Here is an 18,788-nt window from a genome sequence, read left to right on the forward strand (position 1 = left end):
TTTCCACGGCCTGATGGCGCGGCATGCCTTCGAATTGCCACGCTGCTCAGCCCTCATCGCGCCACATGGCCGAAGATTGGATTCGCGGAATGACGACAAAGAGTTCATGCGCCGATTTTGTGCAGTTCTTCCGTTCCTGGGTGAGCGATCCGATGCGGGTTGCGGCGGTCGCGCCGTCGGGCGAGCGCCTCGCCAGGCTGATGACGCAGGAAATCGAGCCGCTCACGGGGCCGATTCTTGAGCTCGGTCCGGGAACGGGCGTGTTCACGCGGGCGCTGCTGGCGCGGGGTATCCCGGAAAGCGAGCTGACGCTGATAGAATTCGGCGAGGAATTCGCCGTTCGCCTGCGCGGGCGCTTTCCGCAGGCGCGCGTGGTCCATATGGATGCGGCGCGGCTCGGCCAATGCGGTCTTTTCGACGATGCGCCTTTCGGCGGTGTCGTCAGCGGCCTGCCGCTCCTTTCCATGCCGCCTTCGAAGATTGCGGCCATTGTCGGCGGCGCTTTCGAAACGATGAGGCCGGACGCGGCTTTCTATCAGTTCACCTATGGGCCGCGCTGTCCGGTGCAAAAGTCGATTCTTGCCGATCTCGGGCTGAAGGCAGCGCGCATCGGCAGTACGGTGCGCAATATTCCACCTGCCGGCGTCTACAGGATATCGCGGCAAAATCCGCTGGAGCTCTCGATCGCCGGCTCCGAATATCGTAGCACCGGAGACACTGCCGGAATCGGCGCCTAGGCGCGGGGGATCGGCAAGGCCGCGATGGGACGGCCGAAACGGGTGCCTTGCAGGGGAAGCGGATGGCGAAGGAGCCGGAGGTCGATATCGCGGTGAAGGAAGGCCGGCGCGAGCGCAAGCGCCGCCAGACGCGTGAACGCATCGAATCCGCCGCCCTGAAGCTCTTCCTCGAGCGCGGCTTCGATGCCACGACCATCGAGGATATCACCGAGGCGGCAGATGTTTCCAAGCGCAGCTTTTTCGACTACTTCCCCAGCAAGGAAGAGGTGGTCGCCGCCTGGCAGGACAGTTTCGCCGGCGAGCTGATCGACGCCGTCCTGGCGCAGCCCCGCGACGCCGCCATCGCCGACGTCATCGAGGCGGCTGTCAATTCCGCGCTTCGTGCCGCCATTGCCGATCCCCAGCGCCTCGCCTTGGCCGCGCTGATCCGCAATACCCCGGCACTCTGCGCGCGCGATCAGTTGAAATATGCCAAGCTGGAAAGGAAGCTTGCCGATGCGCTGCACGCCCGCAGCCAGGGCGGCGACGACGAGCGTTTTCGCCTGAGCATGCTGGCGGCTGCTGTCGTCACGATGCTGCGCATTGGCGGCGAGCGCTGGACATCCGGCCGGCAGGACAGTTCGCTCGACCAATTCGCTCGCGGCATGTTCGACGAGCTTTGGGCGGCGCTTGCCGGTCTCGGCGAGCAGGTGCGCCAGCGCACACCGCCCGCTTGACGCCGGAAGACGGAAGACCGGCGGGGGACGTCTGCGACGGCGCTGCGGTGCCGTGCGGCTGAAAAGGGCGCGCATCGGTGCATTGCATCTGCGGCCTTGCAGACCCATCTAGTATCGGGTCGCGACTTCAACTCCTCTCCTTCGCGAAACGTTCGATTTGCTCGACAAATCTCGGCTCCTCCCCGGATGCCGAAAATGATGGATAGATTTCAGATCAGCAAAAGGGACTAAAACCATGTCAGAATTCGATGCAGCCAAGTCCGGTCAATTCAAGATCGGCGGCGATCTCCCCGTTCATCGTCTCGGTTTCGGTGCCATGCGCATTACCGGCGCCGGCATATGGGGCGAGCCCGAAGACCATGACGAAGCCGTCCGCACCTTGAGGCGCCTGCCGGAGCTCGGCATCAATTTCATCGATACCGCCGATTCCTACGGCCCCGACGTTTCCGAACGCCTGATCAAGGAAGCGCTCCACCCCTATGGTCACGGCCTCGTCATTGCGACCAAGGGCGGCCTTACCCGTACCGGCCCGAATGTCTGGGTGCCCGTGGGTCGCCCCGAATATCTGATCCAGCAGGCGCACAAGAGCTTGCGCAATCTCGGTGTCGACCGCATCGATCTCTGGCAGCTTCACCGCATCGATCCCAAGGTGCCCGCCGCCGAGCAGTTCGATGCCGTAAAATCGCTTCTGGATGACGGCATCATCCGTCATGCCGGACTGAGCGAGGTCTCCGTTGCCGACATCGAAGCCGCATCGAAGCATTTCAAGGTGGCGACGGTGCAGAATCGATACAATCTTGTCGATCGCACCAGCGAGGACGTGCTCGATTATTGCGAAAAGCACGGCATCGGCTTCATTCCCTGGTTTCCGCTCGCCGCCGGCGACCTTGCCAAGGAAGGCTCGCTGCTCGATAGCATCGCGAAGAAGCACAATGCCGCTCCGAGCCAGATCGCCCTTGCCTGGGTGTTGAAGCGCAGCCCGGTGATGCTGCCGATCCCCGGCACCGGCAAAGTCAGGCACCTCGAAGAGAACACCGAGGCGGTCGATATCGTCCTTTCCGACGAGGAGTTCGCGGCGCTGGATGCCGAGGGCAAGAAGGCGTTCAAGGCAGCCTGAGCCGACAATCGCCCGGCCGGTGAGGTCACTCATCGGCCGGAATGCAGCGAAAGCGTTTCCAATGCAAAAAGCGATGATCACGATCATGTGAATCGCGCGTTTTCGACGGATAACGACTGCAAAATAGGCGCTGGAAAGCCCGGATCGGCGGCGATATGCGGAATTTCCGGCCTATGAGAGTCAAAGCAATGCGCTTAGTGCATTGCTGCATTGCGAAAGCCGGTCTGTTCATGCGCCCTCCGGCGTTATATCTACTCCCTCGAAGGCAGCGCACCTCCTCCTCCCAGCGCTCCTTCAATGATTGGCAACACTCCTCCTCCCAGTTGCCAATCCGGATCAAGAGCCCGATGCATCCTCCTCCCGCATCGGGCTCTTTTTTATTCCGGCTTCCTCCATGACTTTCCGGACGCACGAAGGCGTTGCCCCTTTGCAATGCCGTCGCGAATTAGCATCGCATCATGAGGGCGTGAACCGCTGGAGCCGCTTGCGCTGCGGACGTCCATGCGTAGAGTGGCGCGACATTCTGGCAGTAAGGAAAGGTTGCATGATGCAGCGCAAGGCGGGTTCGGGCCGATGGGGCAGCGTGTTTCTCCGAGCCGTCGCCGTCGTCGCGACGTTATCGCTGGCAGCCTGCGGCCGTCCGATCGGCGTCATGCAGCCCGTGGCTGAAAATGTACCGGGCACCTCGAAGGTCGACCTCCTCGTCGCCACGACGCGCCTGCCGGACAAGGACCCGGCGATCCTGTTTTCGGGCGAACGCGGCCCGGGGCTGAAGATCGATGCGGTCAACGTTTCCATTCCGCCGGAGGCCAATCGCAAGGTCGGCCAGGTTCAGTGGCCGAGCCGGCTGCCGGGCGATCCCCTGAAGAATTTCGTCACCATCGGCGTCAAGCCGTTACCGACCGAGGCGGACGGACGCGCGTGGCTCCACGCGGAATTGCCGAAGAACAGGCGAGTGCTCATCTTCGTGCACGGCTTCAACAACCGGTACGAGGATGCGGTCTATCGTTTCGCGCAGATCGTCCATGATTCGCATGCGGATGTCGCGCCGATCGTGTTCACCTGGCCGTCGCGCGCCAGCATTTTCGATTATGCCTACGACAAGGAAAGCACCAATTATTCCCGCGATTCGCTGGAGGAGCTGCTGCGGCGTGTCGCGGCCGATCCGTCCGTCGGCGATATCACCGTCATGGCGCATTCGATGGGCAGCTGGCTCGCGGTCGAATCCCTCCGGCAAATGGCGATCCGCAACGGCCGCGTCGCCCCGAAGATCAAGAATGTCATCCTGGCCTCGCCGGATCTTGACGTCGATGTCTTCGGGCGGCAGTTTGCTGCGCTCGGCAAGGACAAGCCGCATTTCACGCTGTTCGTCTCGCGCGATGACCGCGCGCTCTCCCTGTCGCGGCGCATTTCCGGCAACATCGACCGCCTTGGTCAGATCGATCCCGCAGCCGAGCCCTATCGCAGCGAGCTGGAGAAGCAGGGCATTACCGTGCTCGACCTCACCAAGCTCAAGACCGGCGATAGCCTCAATCACGGCAAGTTCGCCGAAAGTCCTGAGGTGGTGAAGCTCATCGGCGCCCGTCTGATCGAGGGCCAGACGATCACCGATTCCGATGTCGGCATCGGCGATGCCGTCGGTGCGGTCGCCATGGGAGCCGCCCAGACGGTCGGCAGCGTAGCCGGCGCCGCCGTCAGCGCCCCGATCGCCATCTTCGACCCCCGCACGCGTCAGAATTACGGCGAGCAGCTTCGCCGCGTCGGCGCTTCCGCCGGCAATACCGTCGGCTCCCTCGGCGACAGCGTCGAGGCAACCGGCAGCAATGTCGGCGAAGCGCTGGGCCGATGACCCGCCTCTCATGACATGATCCTCTGCGGTGACTTTCATCGTCGCCGCAAAAGCCCATAGCCATGCCGTGCAATCTGATATATCAGAGGATTGCGTCAGGCGGCGCATGGCTTATTTGCGAGTGGCTTCACACATCGGCGGCGACAGTCCGGCTGGCGGCCGATATGATGACCGGCATGGAACGCCGGCCGACAGACTGCCGCTCGCATAAACCGCTACCAGGAGGAAATCCATGTCCGATTCCGAAAAGCCCGTTGCACTCATCACCGGCGGCGGCCGCGGCATGGGCGAGGCTATCGCCCGGGAGCTTGCCGCCAACGGCTATCGGCTGGCGCTGATGTCGCCATCGGAAAGCTGCGAGACGCTGGCGGCCGAACTTGGCGGCGTCGCCTCGCGCGGCGTAGCCGAAAAGGCCGAGGACATCCAGGCGATCTTCGACCTGACGATGAAGACCTATGGCCGCATCGACGCCGTGGTCAACCATACCGGCCATCCGCCGAAGGGCGATCTGCTGGATATTTCCGACGAGAGCTGGACGCTCGGCTCCGACATGATGGTCCTGTCGCTTGTGCGCATGGCGCGGCTGGTGACGCCGGTCATGCTGAAGCAGGGCAAGGGCGCCTTCGTCAACATCACCACATTCGCCGCCTACGAGCCGTCGCTGATCTTCCCGGTTTCCTGCACGTATCGGGCTGCCGCCGGCGCCTTTACGAAGCTCTATTCCGATCGGTATGCGGCCGACAATATCCGCATGAACTGCATCCTGCCCGGCTATATCGATAGCCTGAACCACAAGCCGGAAACCGCCGATAAGGTGCCGATGAAGCGCATCGGCCTGACGAGCGAAATCGCCAAGACGGCAGCATTCCTGCTGTCGGATGGCGCCGGCTACATCACCGGCCAGAATATCCGCGTCGATGGCGGTATTACGCGACACGTCTGATTGGAGCACATGATATGAGATGGAAGCGCACGATCCAGCTGCTGGACGTTCATTGCGAAGGGGAAATCGGCAAGGTCGCCATCGGCGGCGTGCCGAAGATCCCCGGCAATAGCATTGCCGAGCAGCTGCATTGGCTGAACACGGATCCGAAGGGCCAGGAACTGCGTCGCTTCCTCGTGCTGGAGCCGCGCGGCGCGCCGATCGGCTCGGTCAACCTGCTGCTGCCGGCCAAGCATCCCGAGGCCGATGCCGGCTTCATCATCCTGCAGCCTGATCAGGCGCATGCAAGCTCGGGCTCCAATTCCATCTGCGTGACCACGGCCCTGCTCGAATCCGGCATCGTCGAGATGAAGGAGCCGGAAACGGTCGTCACGCTCGACACGGCTGCCGGCTTGATCCGCGCGACGGCGACCTGCCGCGACGGCCGTTGCGAGAAGGTGCGGCTGACCATGGTCCCGTCCTTCGTGCACGAGCTGGATGTCGGGCTCGACACGCCGCAATGGGGCAGGATCAAGCTCGACCTGTGCTATGGCGGCATCTTCTATGCACTCGTCGATGTCGGCCAGATCGGCCTGACGATTGAAAAGGCCAATGCGGCGGCCCTCGTTCAGGCCGGCATGGTCCTCAAGGACGCGATCAATCGCACCATGTCCGTGGTTCACCCGGAAATTCCGGCGATCTCCGGCGTCGCCTATGTCATGTTCCGCGATGTCGATGCCGATGGCGCCATCCGCACCTGCACGACCATGTGGCCGGGCCGAGCCGACCGCTCCCCATGCGGCACCGGCAATTCCGCCAATCTGGCGACGCTGCATGCCCGCGGCAAGGCCAAGGTCGGCGATGTCTTCAAGTCCCGCTCGATCATCGGTTCCGAGTTCGAGGTGGGCCTTCAGGCCGAGACCGAGGTTGCCGGCAAGCCGGCCATCATCCCCACCATCACCGGCCGCGGCTTCACCTTCGGCTTGAGCCAGGTGGCGCTCGACCCGTTTGACCCGATGGCGGAAGGTTTTGCGATGACGGACGTCTGGGGGCCTTCGGCAGGGGATATCTGAGAGCGAGTGAAGGCTCGGTTGTTCTAGGTCGGGCGGAGAGTTCAGCCCCTCACCCTCTCCCCGCAGGCGGGGAGAGGGGGCTACCTCTCAGTATCGTCTGAGCAATTGGCTAAAAAGAAGGCTGTGGGCGCTCCCATCCCCTTCGCCCCGCAAGCGGGGAGAAGGTGGCCCCTTCGACAAGCTCAGGAGGCCGGATGAGGGGCACTTTCCTATCCCTTCGGATAGATCACACCCTTGCGCAGAATGATATTGCCGTAGAGCCGCGGCTCGCTGGTCTGGATCAGCGCATGCGCTTGTTTCACCCGCTCATAGAATTCCGCCGGCAATAGCGGCACGACCTTGATGTCGGGCACATGCCGGGCGCAGCACTCGATCATTTCGGCATGAACGGGATCGACGGCGTCGCGGTCCTGACGGACGGTCGCCCGGAAAATCGCCTGCGGCACGAAATCGTCGACCGGCAGGACGCTGAGCACAGCGTCGAGCACGCGGATGACGCCATGGCCGTCGAGGCGGATGAGCCGGCGCGCATGTTCGAGCCCGGGATAGTTGCCATCCACGAGTGCGATTTCGTCGCCATGACCCATGGCGCGCAGCGTTGCCAGCAGCTCCGGGCTCAACAGCGGGTCAATGCCCTTCAGCATGCTCGATCTCCTTGAAGAGGACGTTCTGGTCGATGAGATAGCGGGCGAAGATCGGCAGGCTGGCGCCGCCGATGGCGCGTGCCTGCGGTCCCACGGCGCCTTCGACGATCTCGGGCATGACGACACCCTGCAGATCCAGTTCGGCGGCCGCCTTGATGGTCGCACGCACCACCCGTTCCCGAACCCAGTCGGGGAAGCCGCCGTCGATGACGGCAGCGCTGAAATCGATCACGGAGGCAGCGGCGACGATCGCCTGCGCCAGCGCCTTGGCCGTATCCTGGATCCAGATTTCCAGCGGCTCGCCGAAATCGATCCAGTTGTCGGCCGAGTACCACAGCGGGCGTGGATCGAAGCCGTGATCCCTCAGAAGATTTTCGAGCACGAAGATCGAGGCGATTTCCAGAAGCTGGCGGTTCTCGCCGTTGCGGCCGCGCACGGGCAGGGGGCCGAGCGCCCCGGCCGTTCCCGTCCGGCCGACGAAGATCGACGAATTGAGGACGATGCCGCCGCCGAGGAAGGAGCCGATGAAGAAATAGACGAAGTCCGGATAATGCGAGCCGACGCCGAAGACGAGCTCTGCGCCGCAGGCGCTGGTGGCGTCGTTCTGCAGGAAAACGGGATAGGCGACGCGTGAGGCGATTTCCGCCCGCAGGTCGAAGCCGCGCCAGACATCCATCGCCCCCGGAGGGGCGCCCACCTGTTCGGCCCAGTTCCACAGTTCGAACGGAGCGGCGACGCCGATGCCGGCGAGCTTGCGGCGCTCCTCATCGCTGAGGCGTCCCTCCAGCGCCTTGATGCCGGCCGTGACGAAGGCGATGATCTCCTGCGGCAACGGGTAGGGATAGATCTGGTGGAGCTGCATCCGGATGCCGCCGACGAAATCCATCAGCACGAGGTCGGCGCTGCGCCGGCCGATCTTGACGCCGAAGGAAAGCACCGCATCCGGGTTGAGCCGCATGGGAATGGACGGCTGTCCGACGCGCCCGCGCACCGGCGCATCGCGCGACAGCAGCCCGTCCTTTTCGAGCGCCCGCATGATGACGGAAACGGTTTGCGCCGAAAGGCCGCTGCGCCGGGCGATATCGGCCTTCGAAAGCGCGCCGTGGCGGCGCACGAGCGACAAGACGAGCCGCTCGTTGTGAGCGCGCACGCCAAGCTGGTTCGCGCCCCCGCTGGGGTCGAGAATCGCTGGCGTTGTATGTGTGTCCTCCGGATCGTGCACGAGAGACATGGGCCTGCTCCTTCCACCATGGCCATGCCTTATTTTTTTCCAGAATGCCACATCCAATTAATAATTCAATCCGATTTATTTATTGACAGACGGAAATCTTTAGGCTCAGATATGGGCCGTCGGGGATGCATACATGGCCTTGGAGGAGGTCCGCCGGAACGATCCGAGAGGCATTGTGTATCTCTACGCCGGGTTTTGCCCCGGAGGCGCCGGAACGTCCGGCCTTTCAAACATCGGGAGGATTGAATGAAGAAATCTGTTGTTTCCGCCGCGCTCGCCGCTCTGGCGATCGGCGTCGCCTTCGCCGCGCCGGCCAAGGCCGCCGACGTATCCGCCTGCCTCATCACCAAGACCGACACCAATCCCTTCTTCGTCAAGATGAAGGAAGGCGCGACCGCCAAGGCCAAGGAACTCGGCGTCACGCTGAAGTCCTATGCCGGCAAGATCGATGGCGACAGCGAAAGCCAGGTTGCCGCGATCGAGAGCTGCATCGCGGATGGCGCGAAGGGTATCCTGATCGCCGCTTCCGACACCAAGGGCATCGTGCCGACGGTCAAGAAGGCGCGCGACGCCGGCCTGCTGGTCATCGCGCTCGATACGCCGCTGGAACCGGCCGATGCCGCTGACGCCACTTTCGCGACGGACAACCTGCTTGCCGGCAAGCTCGTCGGCCAATGGGCGAAGGAAACGCTCGGCGACAAGGCAAAGGATGCCAAGATCGGCTTCCTCGATCTGACCCCGTCGCAGCCTTCCGTCGACGTCCTGCGCGACCAGGGTTTCATGATCGGCTTCGGCATCGATCCGAAAGACCCGAACAAGATCGGCGACGAAACCGATCCGCGCATCGTAGGCCATGACGTCACCAACGGCAACGAGGAAGGTGGCCGCAAGGCCATGGAAAACCTTCTGCAGAAGGACTCCGGCATCAACGTCATCCACACGATCAACGAGCCTGCCGCCGTCGGCGCCTATCAGGCCCTGAAGGCCGTCGGCCTCGAAAAGCAGGTCCTGATCGTTTCCATCGACGGCGGTTGCCCGGGCGTCAAGTCGGTCACCGAGGGCGTCATCGGCGCCACTGCCCAGCAGTATCCGCTGATGATGGCGGCCCTCGGCGTCGAGGCCATCAAGAAGTTCGCCGACACCGGCGAAAAGCCGAAGCCGACGGAAGGCAAGTCCTTCTTCGACACGGGCGTCTCCCTGGTGACGGACAAGCCGGTTTCCGGCGTCAAGTCCATCGACACCAAGGAAGGTCTCAACAAGTGCTGGGGCTAAGCCCCGCGCGGATGTGATATAGTCCCTTCGGGAGCCGCGCCATGCGCCTGCTGGCGCGGCTCTTCTTAACGGGAGCAGACAATCGCAACAATCACGTCGGCCGGGTCAACCCCTGGCTGGCTCCTAACAGCCGGCGGTTTCCGCGCGCGTGCGCGGTGGCGGAGGAATAATATGTCCGGAGCACAGGAATTCGAACGTGTTCTCGACGGCAGCGACAAGAACGTCGCTTCGTTCGAGCAGCACGATGCCTCTCTTCTCAAGCGCGTGCAGCACTTTCTGCATTCGACGCCGGCGGCCGTGCCGCTGATCGTTCTGGTGCTGGCGATCGTGATTTTCGGCATCGCCATCGGCGGACGCTTCTTCTCCGCCTATACGCTGACGCTGATCCTGCAGCAGATCGCCATCGTCGGCATTCTCGGCGCTGCCCAGACGCTGGTCATCCTGACCGCCGGCATCGATCTGTCGATCGGCGTGATCATGGTCATCTCCTCCGTCGTCATGGGCAATGTCGCCGTGACATACGGCCTGCCGACACCGATCGCCATTCTGGCCGGCATGATCGTGGGCGGCCTGTGCGGCCTGCTCAACGGTTTCCTCGTCGCCAACATGAAGCTGCCGCCGTTCATCGTGACGCTCGGCACCTGGAATATCGTCATGGCGACGAATTTCATCTATTCGGCCAACGAGACCATTCGCGACACCGATGTCGATGAACAGGCGCCGCTGCTGCACTTCTTCGCCATCAGCTTCCGCCTCGGCGGCGCCGTGCTGACCCTTGGCGTCATCGCCATGGTGCTTCTGGTCATCGTCCTCTGGTACGTGCTCAACCACACCGCCTGGGGCCGCCACGTCTATGCCGTGGGCGACGATCCGGAGGCGGCGAAGCTCGCGGGCATCCAGACCAAGAAAGTGCTCCTTGCCGTCTACGGCGTTTCGGGACTGATCGCGGGCCTCGCAGCATGGGTCTCCATCGGACGCAACGGCTCGGTTTCCCCCTCTTCGGCGGTGACGGACTTCAATCTCCAGGCGATCACCGCGACGGTGATCGGCGGCATCTCGCTCTTCGGCGGCCGCGGCTCGATCCTCGGCACGCTCTTCGGCGCCATGATCGTCGGCGTCGTCTCCATGGGCCTCAACATGCTCGGAGCGGACCCGCAATGGAAGGTGCTTCTGACCGGCGTGCTCATCATCGGCGCCGTCACGATCGACCAATGGATCAGAAAGGTATCGGCATGAACACGACCGTCGAACCCATTCTCACTGCCCGCGGTCTCGTCAAGCGCTATGGGCGCGTGACCGCGCTCGACAATGCCGATTTCGATCTTTACCCCGGCGAAATCCTCGCCGTGATCGGCGACAACGGCGCCGGCAAGTCCTCGCTGATCAAGGCGATTTCCGGCGCGGTCATTCCCGATGAGGGCGAGATCAAGCTGGAGGGAAAAACCGTCCAGTTCCGCTCGCCGATGGAAGCGCGCGAAGCCGGTATCGAGACGGTCTATCAGAACCTGGCCCTCTCGCCGGCGCTGTCGATCGCCGACAACATGTTCCTCGGCCGCGAGGTGCGCAAACCCGGCGTTCTCGGCTCCGTGTTCCGCATGCTCGACCGGCCGGCCATGGAAAAGCGCGCCCGCGACAAGCTCACCGAGCTCGGCCTGATGACGATCCAGAACATCAATCAGGCGGTGGAAACGCTTTCCGGCGGCCAGCGTCAGGGTGTGGCGGTGGCGCGTGCCGCCGCCTTCGGTTCCAAGGTCGTGATCATGGACGAGCCGACGGCCGCACTCGGCGTCAAGGAAAGCCGCAAGGTCCTCGAACTCATCCTCGATGTGCGCTCTCGCGGCTTGCCGATCGTGCTGATCTCGCACAATATGCCGCACGTCTTCGAGGTGGCGGATCGCATCCATATCCACCGTCTCGGACGCCGTCTGACCGTCATCAATCCCAAGGAATATTCCATGTCCGATGCCGTTGCCTTCATGACCGGCGCCAAGGCCCCGCCGGTGGAGAATGTCGCTGCATGAGTATCTCTCTCGAGGAGGTCGCCGGCGATATCATCGCGCGTGCCGGCAGCGCGAAGCGCTTCCTCGTGGCGATTGCCGGCCCTCCGGGTGCCGGAAAATCCACGCTGGCCGACAATGTCGCCAAGGCGTTGAAGGCGAGGGGCGAAAGCGCCGAAGTCCTGCCGATGGACGGCTTCCACATGGACAATGCCGTCCTGATCGAGAAGGGGCTCCTGAAGCGGAAGGGCGTGCCGGAGAGCTTCGACGTTCGCGCCTTCCTCGATATCGTCAAGGCAGTGCGTGCCGCCGACCAGGAGGTGCTGGTGCCGGTCTTCGACCGCTCGCGCGAGATTGCCATCGCCTCCGCCCGTATCGTGTCGCCCGATCACCGCTTCATCGTGGTCGAGGGGAACTACCTGCTGTTCAGCCAGGGCAAATGGGCGGAGCTGGAAGGCATGTTCGATTACTCGGTCATGCTCGCCCCGCCGATGGGGGTGCTGGAGGAGCGGCTGTGGGCGCGCTGGAAGGGCTACGATCTCGATGACGAAGCCTCCCGCGCCAAGGTCTATGGCAACGACCTGCCGAATGGCCGGCTGATTCTGGAAAACCGCCGCCCGGCCGACGTCACCATCGATATCGTCCAGGGCTGAGCTTCTTCATCATTTAAACCGCCGTCGCCGATTGTTTTACGGGGGCGGTTGGTGCTATCGAAGCGCGATATCAAAAAGCACGATGCCGAAAGGCCCGGACCGGCTTTCGCGCAAGATCGTGCTCTCACGTCCAGAGGTCGCGCCCATGCAAAAGCTCACCATCCGCCGTCCCGACGATTGGCACCTGCATTTGCGTGACGGAGCCATGCTGGAAGGCGTGATCGCCGATACGTCCAGGCATTTCGCCCGCGCCATCATCATGCCCAATCTCGTGCCGCCGGTCGTAACCACGGCGGATGCGACCGCTTATCGCGAGCGTATCCTGAAGGCACTGCCGGCGGGCGATCGCTTCCAGCCGCTGATGACGCTCTATCTCACCGAGCACACCAGCCCGGACGATGTCGAGGAAGGCAGGAAGAGCGGCCTGATCACCGCCGTCAAGCTCTATCCGGCGGGTGCGACGACCAATTCCCACGGCGGCGTGCGGGATCTCGACAAGGCCATGCCGGTACTGGAACGCATGGCGAAGATCGGCCTGCCGCTCTGCGTCCATGGCGAGGTAACGACGCCGGACGTCGATATTTTCGATCGTGAGGCCGTGTTCATCGAAACCGTGCTCGATCCGTTGCGGCAGCGATTGCCGGAACTGAAGGTCACGATGGAGCATGTGACGACGTCTAATGGTATCGACTACATCAAGTCGGCGAAGGCGAACCTCGCCGGCTCCATCACGACGCACCATCTCATCATCAACCGCAACGCCATCCTCGTCGGCGGTATTCGCCCGCATTACTACTGCCTGCCGGTCGCCAAGCGCGAGAGCCATCGTCTGGCGTTGCGCGCCGCTGCGACGAGCGGCGACGCCAGGTTCTTCCTCGGCACGGATTCGGCTCCGCATGTCGATCCCTTGAAGGAATGCGCCTGCGGCTGCGCCGGCATTTATACGTCGATCAACACCATGAGCTGCCTTGCCCATGTCTTCGAGGAAGAGGGTGCGCTGGACAGGTTGGAGGCTTTCGCATCGCTGAACGGGCCGGCCTGGTACGGGCTTCCCGTCAACGACGACATCATCGCCCTGGTTCGCCGTCCTGAAGCCGTGACTTTTCCGGCGAAGATCGAAACGGGCGCCGGCCCCGTTACCGTTTTCGATCCTATGTTCCCGTTGTATTGGGATGTCGAAATATAATTTTCGGGTTTACTTATATAGGCGCTGGTAAAAATATGCGGCGGTGGCCGGTAAAACAATAGCGTTTTGCCGCGATATGGGACGTATATTTTATTGAAATATATTTTCTTTATTATTTGCTGTAACGAATTTGATACCCCTTGAGGCCTAGCGTATCGGCGATCCCCCGCGGTATCAATGAAGCCGTCGAAAGAGCATGATGCTGGTCGATTACAACTCCCTTCTTCTGGCCCTCGGTGTTTCCGCAACATGCCTTGCGGTTACTTTGGTCGGAAACTGGTTTTCTCGCCGGCCCGATACCTTTCTTCTGACATGCGCCGCCGGTCTCGTGCCTCTCGTCGGCGGTATTTTCATCTATGGCTCCTACGTCGATACGCCGCGGCCGATTTTTGCCATTCTGACCTTCGTGCTGTTCTTCATCGGTTTCTCCACGATCTGGATGGCCGGTTATCAATTTCGCACGCGCCGCCTTTCCAAGGGACGCTTCCTGCTTGGCAGCCTCACCGGGATTATCGCGTCGGTCGTGCCGATGCTGGCGGGCTACGACGGCCTGGCATTCATGAGCGACAACGCCATCATCGGCCTGCTTCTGCTATTGACGGCGCGCGAATACTGGCTGAGCCGCCATGAGGCGCCGACGCCGCTCTACGGCATCACCATCCTCTACACATTGACTGCCATTTCCTTCGGGCTCTGCGCGGGTGTTCTGATTGCCGATGGCAAGCTTGTGCTCGGCCATGCGCCGGATAATTGGGCGGAGGACTTCAGTCTCGCCATCTGCATCGCCGGAATGACCGGGATCGGGGCGCTGTCGCTTGCCCTGCACCAATGGCGCCAGGCCGCGCTGCATCGCCACGAGGCGATCACCGACTCCCTGACGGGATTGCTGAACCGCCGTGCGCTGTTCGACCTTTACGGACACCGCTCCTTCGGACCGTCGATGGCCGTCATCATTTTCGACATCGATCGTTTCAAGGCGATCAACGATCAGCATGGTCATGCCGCCGGCGACCTCGTGCTCAAGCTGTTCGGCCAGGAACTCTCCGTTGGCTTGCGGCCCTCGGATACGGTCGCCCGCCTCGGTGGGGAGGAATTTGCCCTCGTTCTCGACAATACGCTGCCGGGGCGCGCGGAGCAGGTCGCCGAGCGGGTGCGCGATGCTTTTGCCGCGGGGACGATCAGCGTCGATGACAAATCCATGGTCTGCACGGTCAGCGCCGGGGTCGCGACCGGCACCGTCAAGGGTCTCGCTTTCGATGATGTCCTTCGCGCTGCCGACAAGGCGCTCTATGAGGCGAAGCGCAACGGCCGCAACCGTGTCGAGGTCGCGGCCTATCTGCACGCCGTCTAGACCGGTTCAGCTTCTCATGACGCGCGAAACCGCTCCGGCTCTTTCTCCTGATGCAATTCCGCACGGAAAGCCGCCCCGGCACGATCATGCGATCTCCATCGGCAAGGAGAAGCGAGGCAAGGCGGTGCTGACCGCCGACACCGGCATGGCCCGATAGGCGGCTGCCGACGGCGGGATGCCGGCGGTGTCCGACGGATGCCTGCAAAACCTTCCATATGTCTGGAAACTCGGCCCGCTTGCTGCTATTGCCGCTGGAACGTTAGCGCTGCGAAGGAGGCCCCGCATGACCCAGATGACATTTACCGATCGCGCCGTCATGGCTGAGCTGGTGGCCAGGATGCTTTGGGAGATCAAGGCGGTCCATTTCAGCGCCGACAAGCCCTATAAATTCGCCTCCGGCATGGCGAGCCCGGTCTATATCGATTGCCGCAAGCTGATCTCCTATCCGCGCATCCGCTCGACGGTCATGGATTTCGCCGCAAGCATCATCGTGCGCAATGCGGGCTTCGAGCAGTTCGATTGCATCGCCGGCGGCGAGACGGCCGGCATTCCCTTTGCCGCCTTCCTGGCCGAGCGCCTGAACCTGCCGATGATCTACGTCCGCAAGCAGCCGAAGGGACATGGCCGCAACGCCCAGATCGAAGGCGATATGAAGGACGGCGCCCGCGTGCTCGTCATCGAGGACCTGACGACGGCCGGCGGCAGCATGTTCACCTTCATCGACGCGATCCGCGCTGCCGGCGGCATCGTCGATCATGGCATGGCGCTGTTCTACTACGGCATCTTCCCCGAGGCGGAGGAGCGCTTTGCCAATAGAAAGGTCCGCCTGCACCACATCGCCACCTGGCGCGATGTGCTCGCCGTCGCCAAGGAGCAGAAGCTCTTTGACGAGAAAACGCTTGAGGAAGTCGAGGCCTTCCTCAACGCGCCGCTTGCCTGGTCCGGCTGGAACGGCGGCATTTCGAAGCTGCCCAAATGACGCTTTGCTTTTGCCGCGAATTTATCTAATCGATTTATGAGACTGGATAAGACAGACGCGCTCTTTGGGAGGCCGGAATGATATTGTGCTGTGGCGAAGCTTTGATCGACATGCTGCCGCGGGATACGACGCAGGGCGAAAAGGGCTTTGCGCCCTATGCCGGCGGCGCCATCTTCAACACCGCGATCGCACTCGGCCGCCTCGGCGTTCCCACCGGCTTCTTCACCGGCATTGCCGATGACATGATGGGTGATATCCTGCGCGAAACGCTATCGGCCTCCAAGGTCGATTTCAGCTATTGCGCCATCACGCCGCGTCCGAGCACGATCGCGTTCGTCAAGCTCGTCAATGGTCAGGCGACCTATGCCTTCTACGACGAAGGCACGGCCGGCCGCATGATCACCGAAGCCGATCTCCCGGCGCTCGGCGACGATTGCGAAGCGCTGCATTTCGGCGCGATCAGCCTGATCCCCGATCCGTGCGGCGCGACCTACGAGGCGCTGATGAAGCGCGAGCACGAGAGCCGCGTGATCTCGCTCGATCCGAACATTCGTCCGGGCTTCATCAAGGACAAGGCCGCCCACATGGCGCGTCTCAACCGTATGATCGCCATGTCCGACATCCTGAAATTCTCCGATGAGGATCTGGAATGGTTCGGCATAGCGGGCAATCATGATGAGTTGGCCGCGCACTGGCTGGGCCGAGGCGCCAAGCTCGTCGTCATCACCAAGGGCGCGGAAGGCGCGACCGGTTACACCAGGTCGCTGAAGGTCTCCGTACCGAGCGAGCGCGTCACGGTCGTCGATACGGTCGGCGCCGGCGATACCTTCGATGCCGGCATTCTGGCGTCGCTGAAAATGAACAAGCTTTTGACCAAGGCACAGGTGGCTTCGCTCGACGGGAAATCCTTGCAGGATGCCTTGGCTTTGGGCGCCAAGGCTGCCGCCGTCACCGTGTCGCGCGCTGGTGCCAATCCGCCCTGGGCAAGTGAGATCGGGCTTTAGTCTTTCATCGGCCTTGCGGGTGCGGAGAGGCCGCCCCCCTCTGTCCCTATCGGGACATCTCCCCCCACAAGGGGGGAGATCGTTGGGAGTTTGCCGCGACCTTGCAAAGTCAACTGCCTCAGTCTCAGCAGACGCAATATTGGTTTTGGGCGGTGAAGTACCGCGCATTACCAATCTCCCCCCATGTGGGGGAGATGTCCCGATAGGGACAGAGGGGGTATTCTCACCGCTTGCTCAGAGGGCGAGAAGGGGCAGGATCACACCCGCCCCAGCGCCCAGAGCTTACTTCGCCCGGCTTGCCAGCGCAGCCACCAGCCCCTGCGTCGAGGAATCGTGGCCGGCAGCGCTTTCCTTGCCTTCGATGACCGGAAGCAGGCCGGTTGCCAGTTCCTTGCCGAGTTCGACGCCCCACTGGTCGAAGGAGTTGATGCGGAAGAGCACGCCTTCGACGAAGACGCGGTGTTCGTAGAGCGCGATCAGGCGGCCGAGCGCAAAGGGCGTCAGCTTGTCGTAGACGAAGGTGATCGACGGACGGTTGCCGGTGAAGACGCGGTGCGGCGCGATGAAATCGGCCTTTTTGTCGTCCATGCCCTTGGAGGTGAGCTGAGCCTTCGCCTCTTCGAAGGTGCGGCCCTTCATCAGCGCTTCCGACTGCGCCAGGCAATTGGCCATCAACAGGTCGTGCTGATGACGCAGGTTCGGTTCGAAGCCGTTGGCGGCGATCATGAACTCGGCCGGGATGATGCTCGTGCCCTGGTGAATGAGCTGGTAGAAGGCGTGCTGGCCGTTGGTGCCGGGCTCGCCCCAGACGACCGGGCCGGAATTGCCCTCGACCGGTGTGCCGTCGATGGTGACGCCCTTGCCGTTCGATTCCATGTCGAGCTGCTGCAGATAGGCCGGGAAGCGCGACAGGCGCTGGTCATAGGGCAGGATCGCGCGCGTCGGATAACCGAGCACGTTGCGGTGATAGAAGCCGATGAGGCCGAGCAGCATCGGCAGGTTTTCCTTGAACGGCGCCTTGCGGAAATGGTTGTCCATCGCATGCGCGCCATCGAGAAACTTGCCGAAGTTTTCCGGGCCGATGGCGATCATCAGCGGCAGGCCGATGGCCGACCAGATCGAGTAACGGCCGCCGACCCAATCCCAGAAACCGAAGACGCGCTCGCTGTCGATGCCGAAGGCGGCGACCTTGTCGAGCGCCGTCGAAACGGCGGCGAAGTGATGCTGCACGGCGGCCTCGCCGAGCGCATCGGCGATGAACTTGCGCGCCGTCTGGGCGTTGGTCATCGTTTCGATGGTCGTGAAGGTCTTCGAGGCGACGATGAAGAGCGTCGTTTCCGGCTGAACGAGCTTCAGGATATCGGCGATATGAGCGCTGTCGATGTTGGAGATGAAGTGCGAGCGCGGACCGTCATGGTAGGGCGCCAGTGCCAGCGTCGCCATGACCGGGCCGAGATCGGAGCCGCCGATGCCGATGTTGATGACGTCGGTGATCGCCTTGCCGGTCGAGCCCTTCAGCGCGCCGGAGCGGATGCCGTCGGCAAACTTGCCCATGGCGGCGAGCACGGCGTTGACGTCAGGCATGACATCCTTGCCGTCGACCAGCACCGGCGTATTGGAGCGGTTGCGCAGCGCGGTGTGCAGCACGGCGCGGTTTTCGGTGAAGTTGATGGCGACGCCCGAGAACATTTCCTCGCGCTTGGCGGCAACGCCGCCTTCGGCTGCCAGCTTTTCGAGAAGGGCGAGAATGTCGTCGTTCACCGCCGTCTTGGAATAATCCATCAGCAGGTCGTCGACCGAGGCGCTGAAGCGGGAAAAGCGTTTAGGATCAGCGGCGAAGGCGGCGCGAATATCGGTGGCCTTCGTTGCCGACGCGGTGCTCTTCAGTTGATCGACGAGGGCGGTCATGGGGGGACTCCTTGCGGTTCGCGCCGCTTGCCGTCCGAAGAGGCAGGGCACTCTGAGTTGGTCGCGGAAACTATTCCCTATGTAGGGCGTAAATCAAGTTCACGTATCATCCAAAACGAAAAAAGCCGCTCGCGAAACGGGGCGGCTTC

At 62.6% G+C, this 18,788-nt stretch carries 17 protein-coding genes; 14 read left to right on the forward strand and 3 right to left on the reverse strand.

Annotated elements, in window-relative coordinates; all coding sequences use genetic code 11:
• Nucleotides 1-89: 89 nt before the first annotated feature.
• From ACJJVH_RS00400 to ACJJVH_RS00425, 6 genes are all read left to right on the forward strand, one after another.
• Nucleotides 90-737: a methyltransferase domain-containing protein gene (locus tag ACJJVH_RS00400; RefSeq protein WP_113359788.1), complete on the forward strand. Its 648-nt coding sequence runs from the start codon at nt 90-92 to the stop codon at nt 735-737.
• Between the two features lie 62 nt (nt 738-799).
• Complete coding sequence (locus ACJJVH_RS00405) at nt 800-1,453, forward strand: TetR/AcrR family transcriptional regulator (protein ID WP_113371976.1); 654 nt, start codon at nt 800-802, stop codon at nt 1,451-1,453.
• 235 nt (nt 1,454-1,688) lie between these two features.
• Complete coding sequence (locus ACJJVH_RS00410) at nt 1,689-2,570, forward strand: aldo/keto reductase (protein ID WP_412064519.1); 882 nt, start codon at nt 1,689-1,691, stop codon at nt 2,568-2,570.
• Between the two features lie 544 nt (nt 2,571-3,114).
• Entirely contained in the window at nt 3,115-4,419 is a 1,305-nt protein-coding gene (locus ACJJVH_RS00415) for an alpha/beta hydrolase (protein WP_113436000.1), read from the forward strand.
• 232 nt (nt 4,420-4,651) lie between these two features.
• Nucleotides 4,652-5,362: an SDR family oxidoreductase gene (locus tag ACJJVH_RS00420; protein ID WP_113359330.1), complete on the forward strand. Its 711-nt coding sequence runs from the start codon at nt 4,652-4,654 to the stop codon at nt 5,360-5,362.
• Nucleotides 5,363-5,376: 14 nt separating this feature from the next.
• Entirely contained in the window at nt 5,377-6,414 is a 1,038-nt protein-coding gene (locus ACJJVH_RS00425; RefSeq protein ID WP_113359331.1) for a 4-hydroxyproline epimerase, read from the forward strand.
• Between the two features lie 209 nt (nt 6,415-6,623).
• Here the strand turns inward: ACJJVH_RS00425 and ACJJVH_RS00430 are convergent, their stop codons facing one another.
• Nucleotides 6,624-7,058: an RbsD/FucU family protein gene (locus ACJJVH_RS00430; protein ID WP_113436001.1), complete on the reverse strand. Its 435-nt coding sequence runs from the start codon at nt 7,056-7,058 to the stop codon at nt 6,624-6,626.
• On the reverse strand, nt 7,042-8,289 hold the full coding sequence (locus ACJJVH_RS00435) for an ROK family transcriptional regulator (protein ID WP_113359333.1): 1,248 nt from the start codon (nt 8,287-8,289) through the stop codon (nt 7,042-7,044). The genes ACJJVH_RS00430 and ACJJVH_RS00435 overlap by 17 nt, the downstream gene beginning before the upstream one ends.
• Before the next feature lie 246 nt (nt 8,290-8,535).
• Between ACJJVH_RS00435 and ACJJVH_RS00440 the strand changes: the two genes are divergently transcribed.
• The 8 genes from ACJJVH_RS00440 to ACJJVH_RS00475 all read left to right on the forward strand — a co-directional run bounded on the left by ACJJVH_RS00440 (nt 8,536) and on the right by ACJJVH_RS00475 (nt 16,731).
• A complete protein-coding gene (locus ACJJVH_RS00440) occupies nt 8,536-9,561 on the forward strand; it encodes a sugar ABC transporter substrate-binding protein (protein ID WP_113359334.1) in 1,026 nt (341 codons plus the stop codon).
• 171 nt (nt 9,562-9,732) lie between these two features.
• Entirely contained in the window at nt 9,733-10,797 is a 1,065-nt protein-coding gene (locus ACJJVH_RS00445; RefSeq protein ID WP_112800955.1) for an ABC transporter permease, read from the forward strand.
• Nucleotides 10,773-11,582: an ATP-binding cassette domain-containing protein gene (locus ACJJVH_RS00450; RefSeq protein WP_412064520.1), complete on the forward strand. Its 810-nt coding sequence runs from the start codon at nt 10,773-10,775 to the stop codon at nt 11,580-11,582. Before ACJJVH_RS00445 ends, ACJJVH_RS00450 begins: the two co-directional genes overlap by 25 nt.
• Nucleotides 11,579-12,211, forward strand: coding sequence for a nucleoside triphosphate hydrolase (locus tag ACJJVH_RS00455; RefSeq protein ID WP_412064521.1), 633 nt, complete (start codon nt 11,579-11,581; stop codon nt 12,209-12,211). Before ACJJVH_RS00450 ends, ACJJVH_RS00455 begins: the two co-directional genes overlap by 4 nt.
• Before the next feature lie 145 nt (nt 12,212-12,356).
• On the forward strand, nt 12,357-13,397 hold the full coding sequence (gene pyrC, locus ACJJVH_RS00460; RefSeq protein ID WP_412064522.1) for a dihydroorotase: 1,041 nt from the start codon (nt 12,357-12,359) through the stop codon (nt 13,395-13,397).
• 199 nt (nt 13,398-13,596) lie between these two features.
• Nucleotides 13,597-14,748 carry a GGDEF domain-containing protein gene (locus ACJJVH_RS00465; protein ID WP_412065197.1) on the forward strand — a complete coding sequence of 384 codons (1,152 nt, stop codon included), beginning with the start codon at nt 13,597-13,599 and terminating at the stop codon, nt 14,746-14,748.
• Nucleotides 14,749-15,031: 283 nt separating this feature from the next.
• Nucleotides 15,032-15,727 carry an orotate phosphoribosyltransferase gene (locus ACJJVH_RS00470; RefSeq protein WP_412064523.1) on the forward strand — a complete coding sequence of 232 codons (696 nt, stop codon included), beginning with the start codon at nt 15,032-15,034 and terminating at the stop codon, nt 15,725-15,727.
• Between the two features lie 77 nt (nt 15,728-15,804).
• On the forward strand, nt 15,805-16,731 hold the full coding sequence (locus tag ACJJVH_RS00475) for a carbohydrate kinase family protein (RefSeq protein ID WP_113385422.1): 927 nt from the start codon (nt 15,805-15,807) through the stop codon (nt 16,729-16,731).
• A gap of 282 nt (nt 16,732-17,013) precedes the next feature.
• Here the strand turns inward: ACJJVH_RS00475 and pgi are convergent, their stop codons facing one another.
• Nucleotides 17,014-18,639 carry a glucose-6-phosphate isomerase gene (gene pgi, locus ACJJVH_RS00480; RefSeq protein WP_412064524.1) on the reverse strand — a complete coding sequence of 542 codons (1,626 nt, stop codon included), beginning with the start codon at nt 18,637-18,639 and terminating at the stop codon, nt 17,014-17,016.
• Nucleotides 18,640-18,788: the final 149 nt, after the last annotated feature.

The sequence above is a fragment of the Rhizobium sp. SYY.PMSO genome (assembly GCF_046840415.1).
Classification (GTDB): domain Bacteria; phylum Pseudomonadota; class Alphaproteobacteria; order Rhizobiales; family Rhizobiaceae; genus Rhizobium.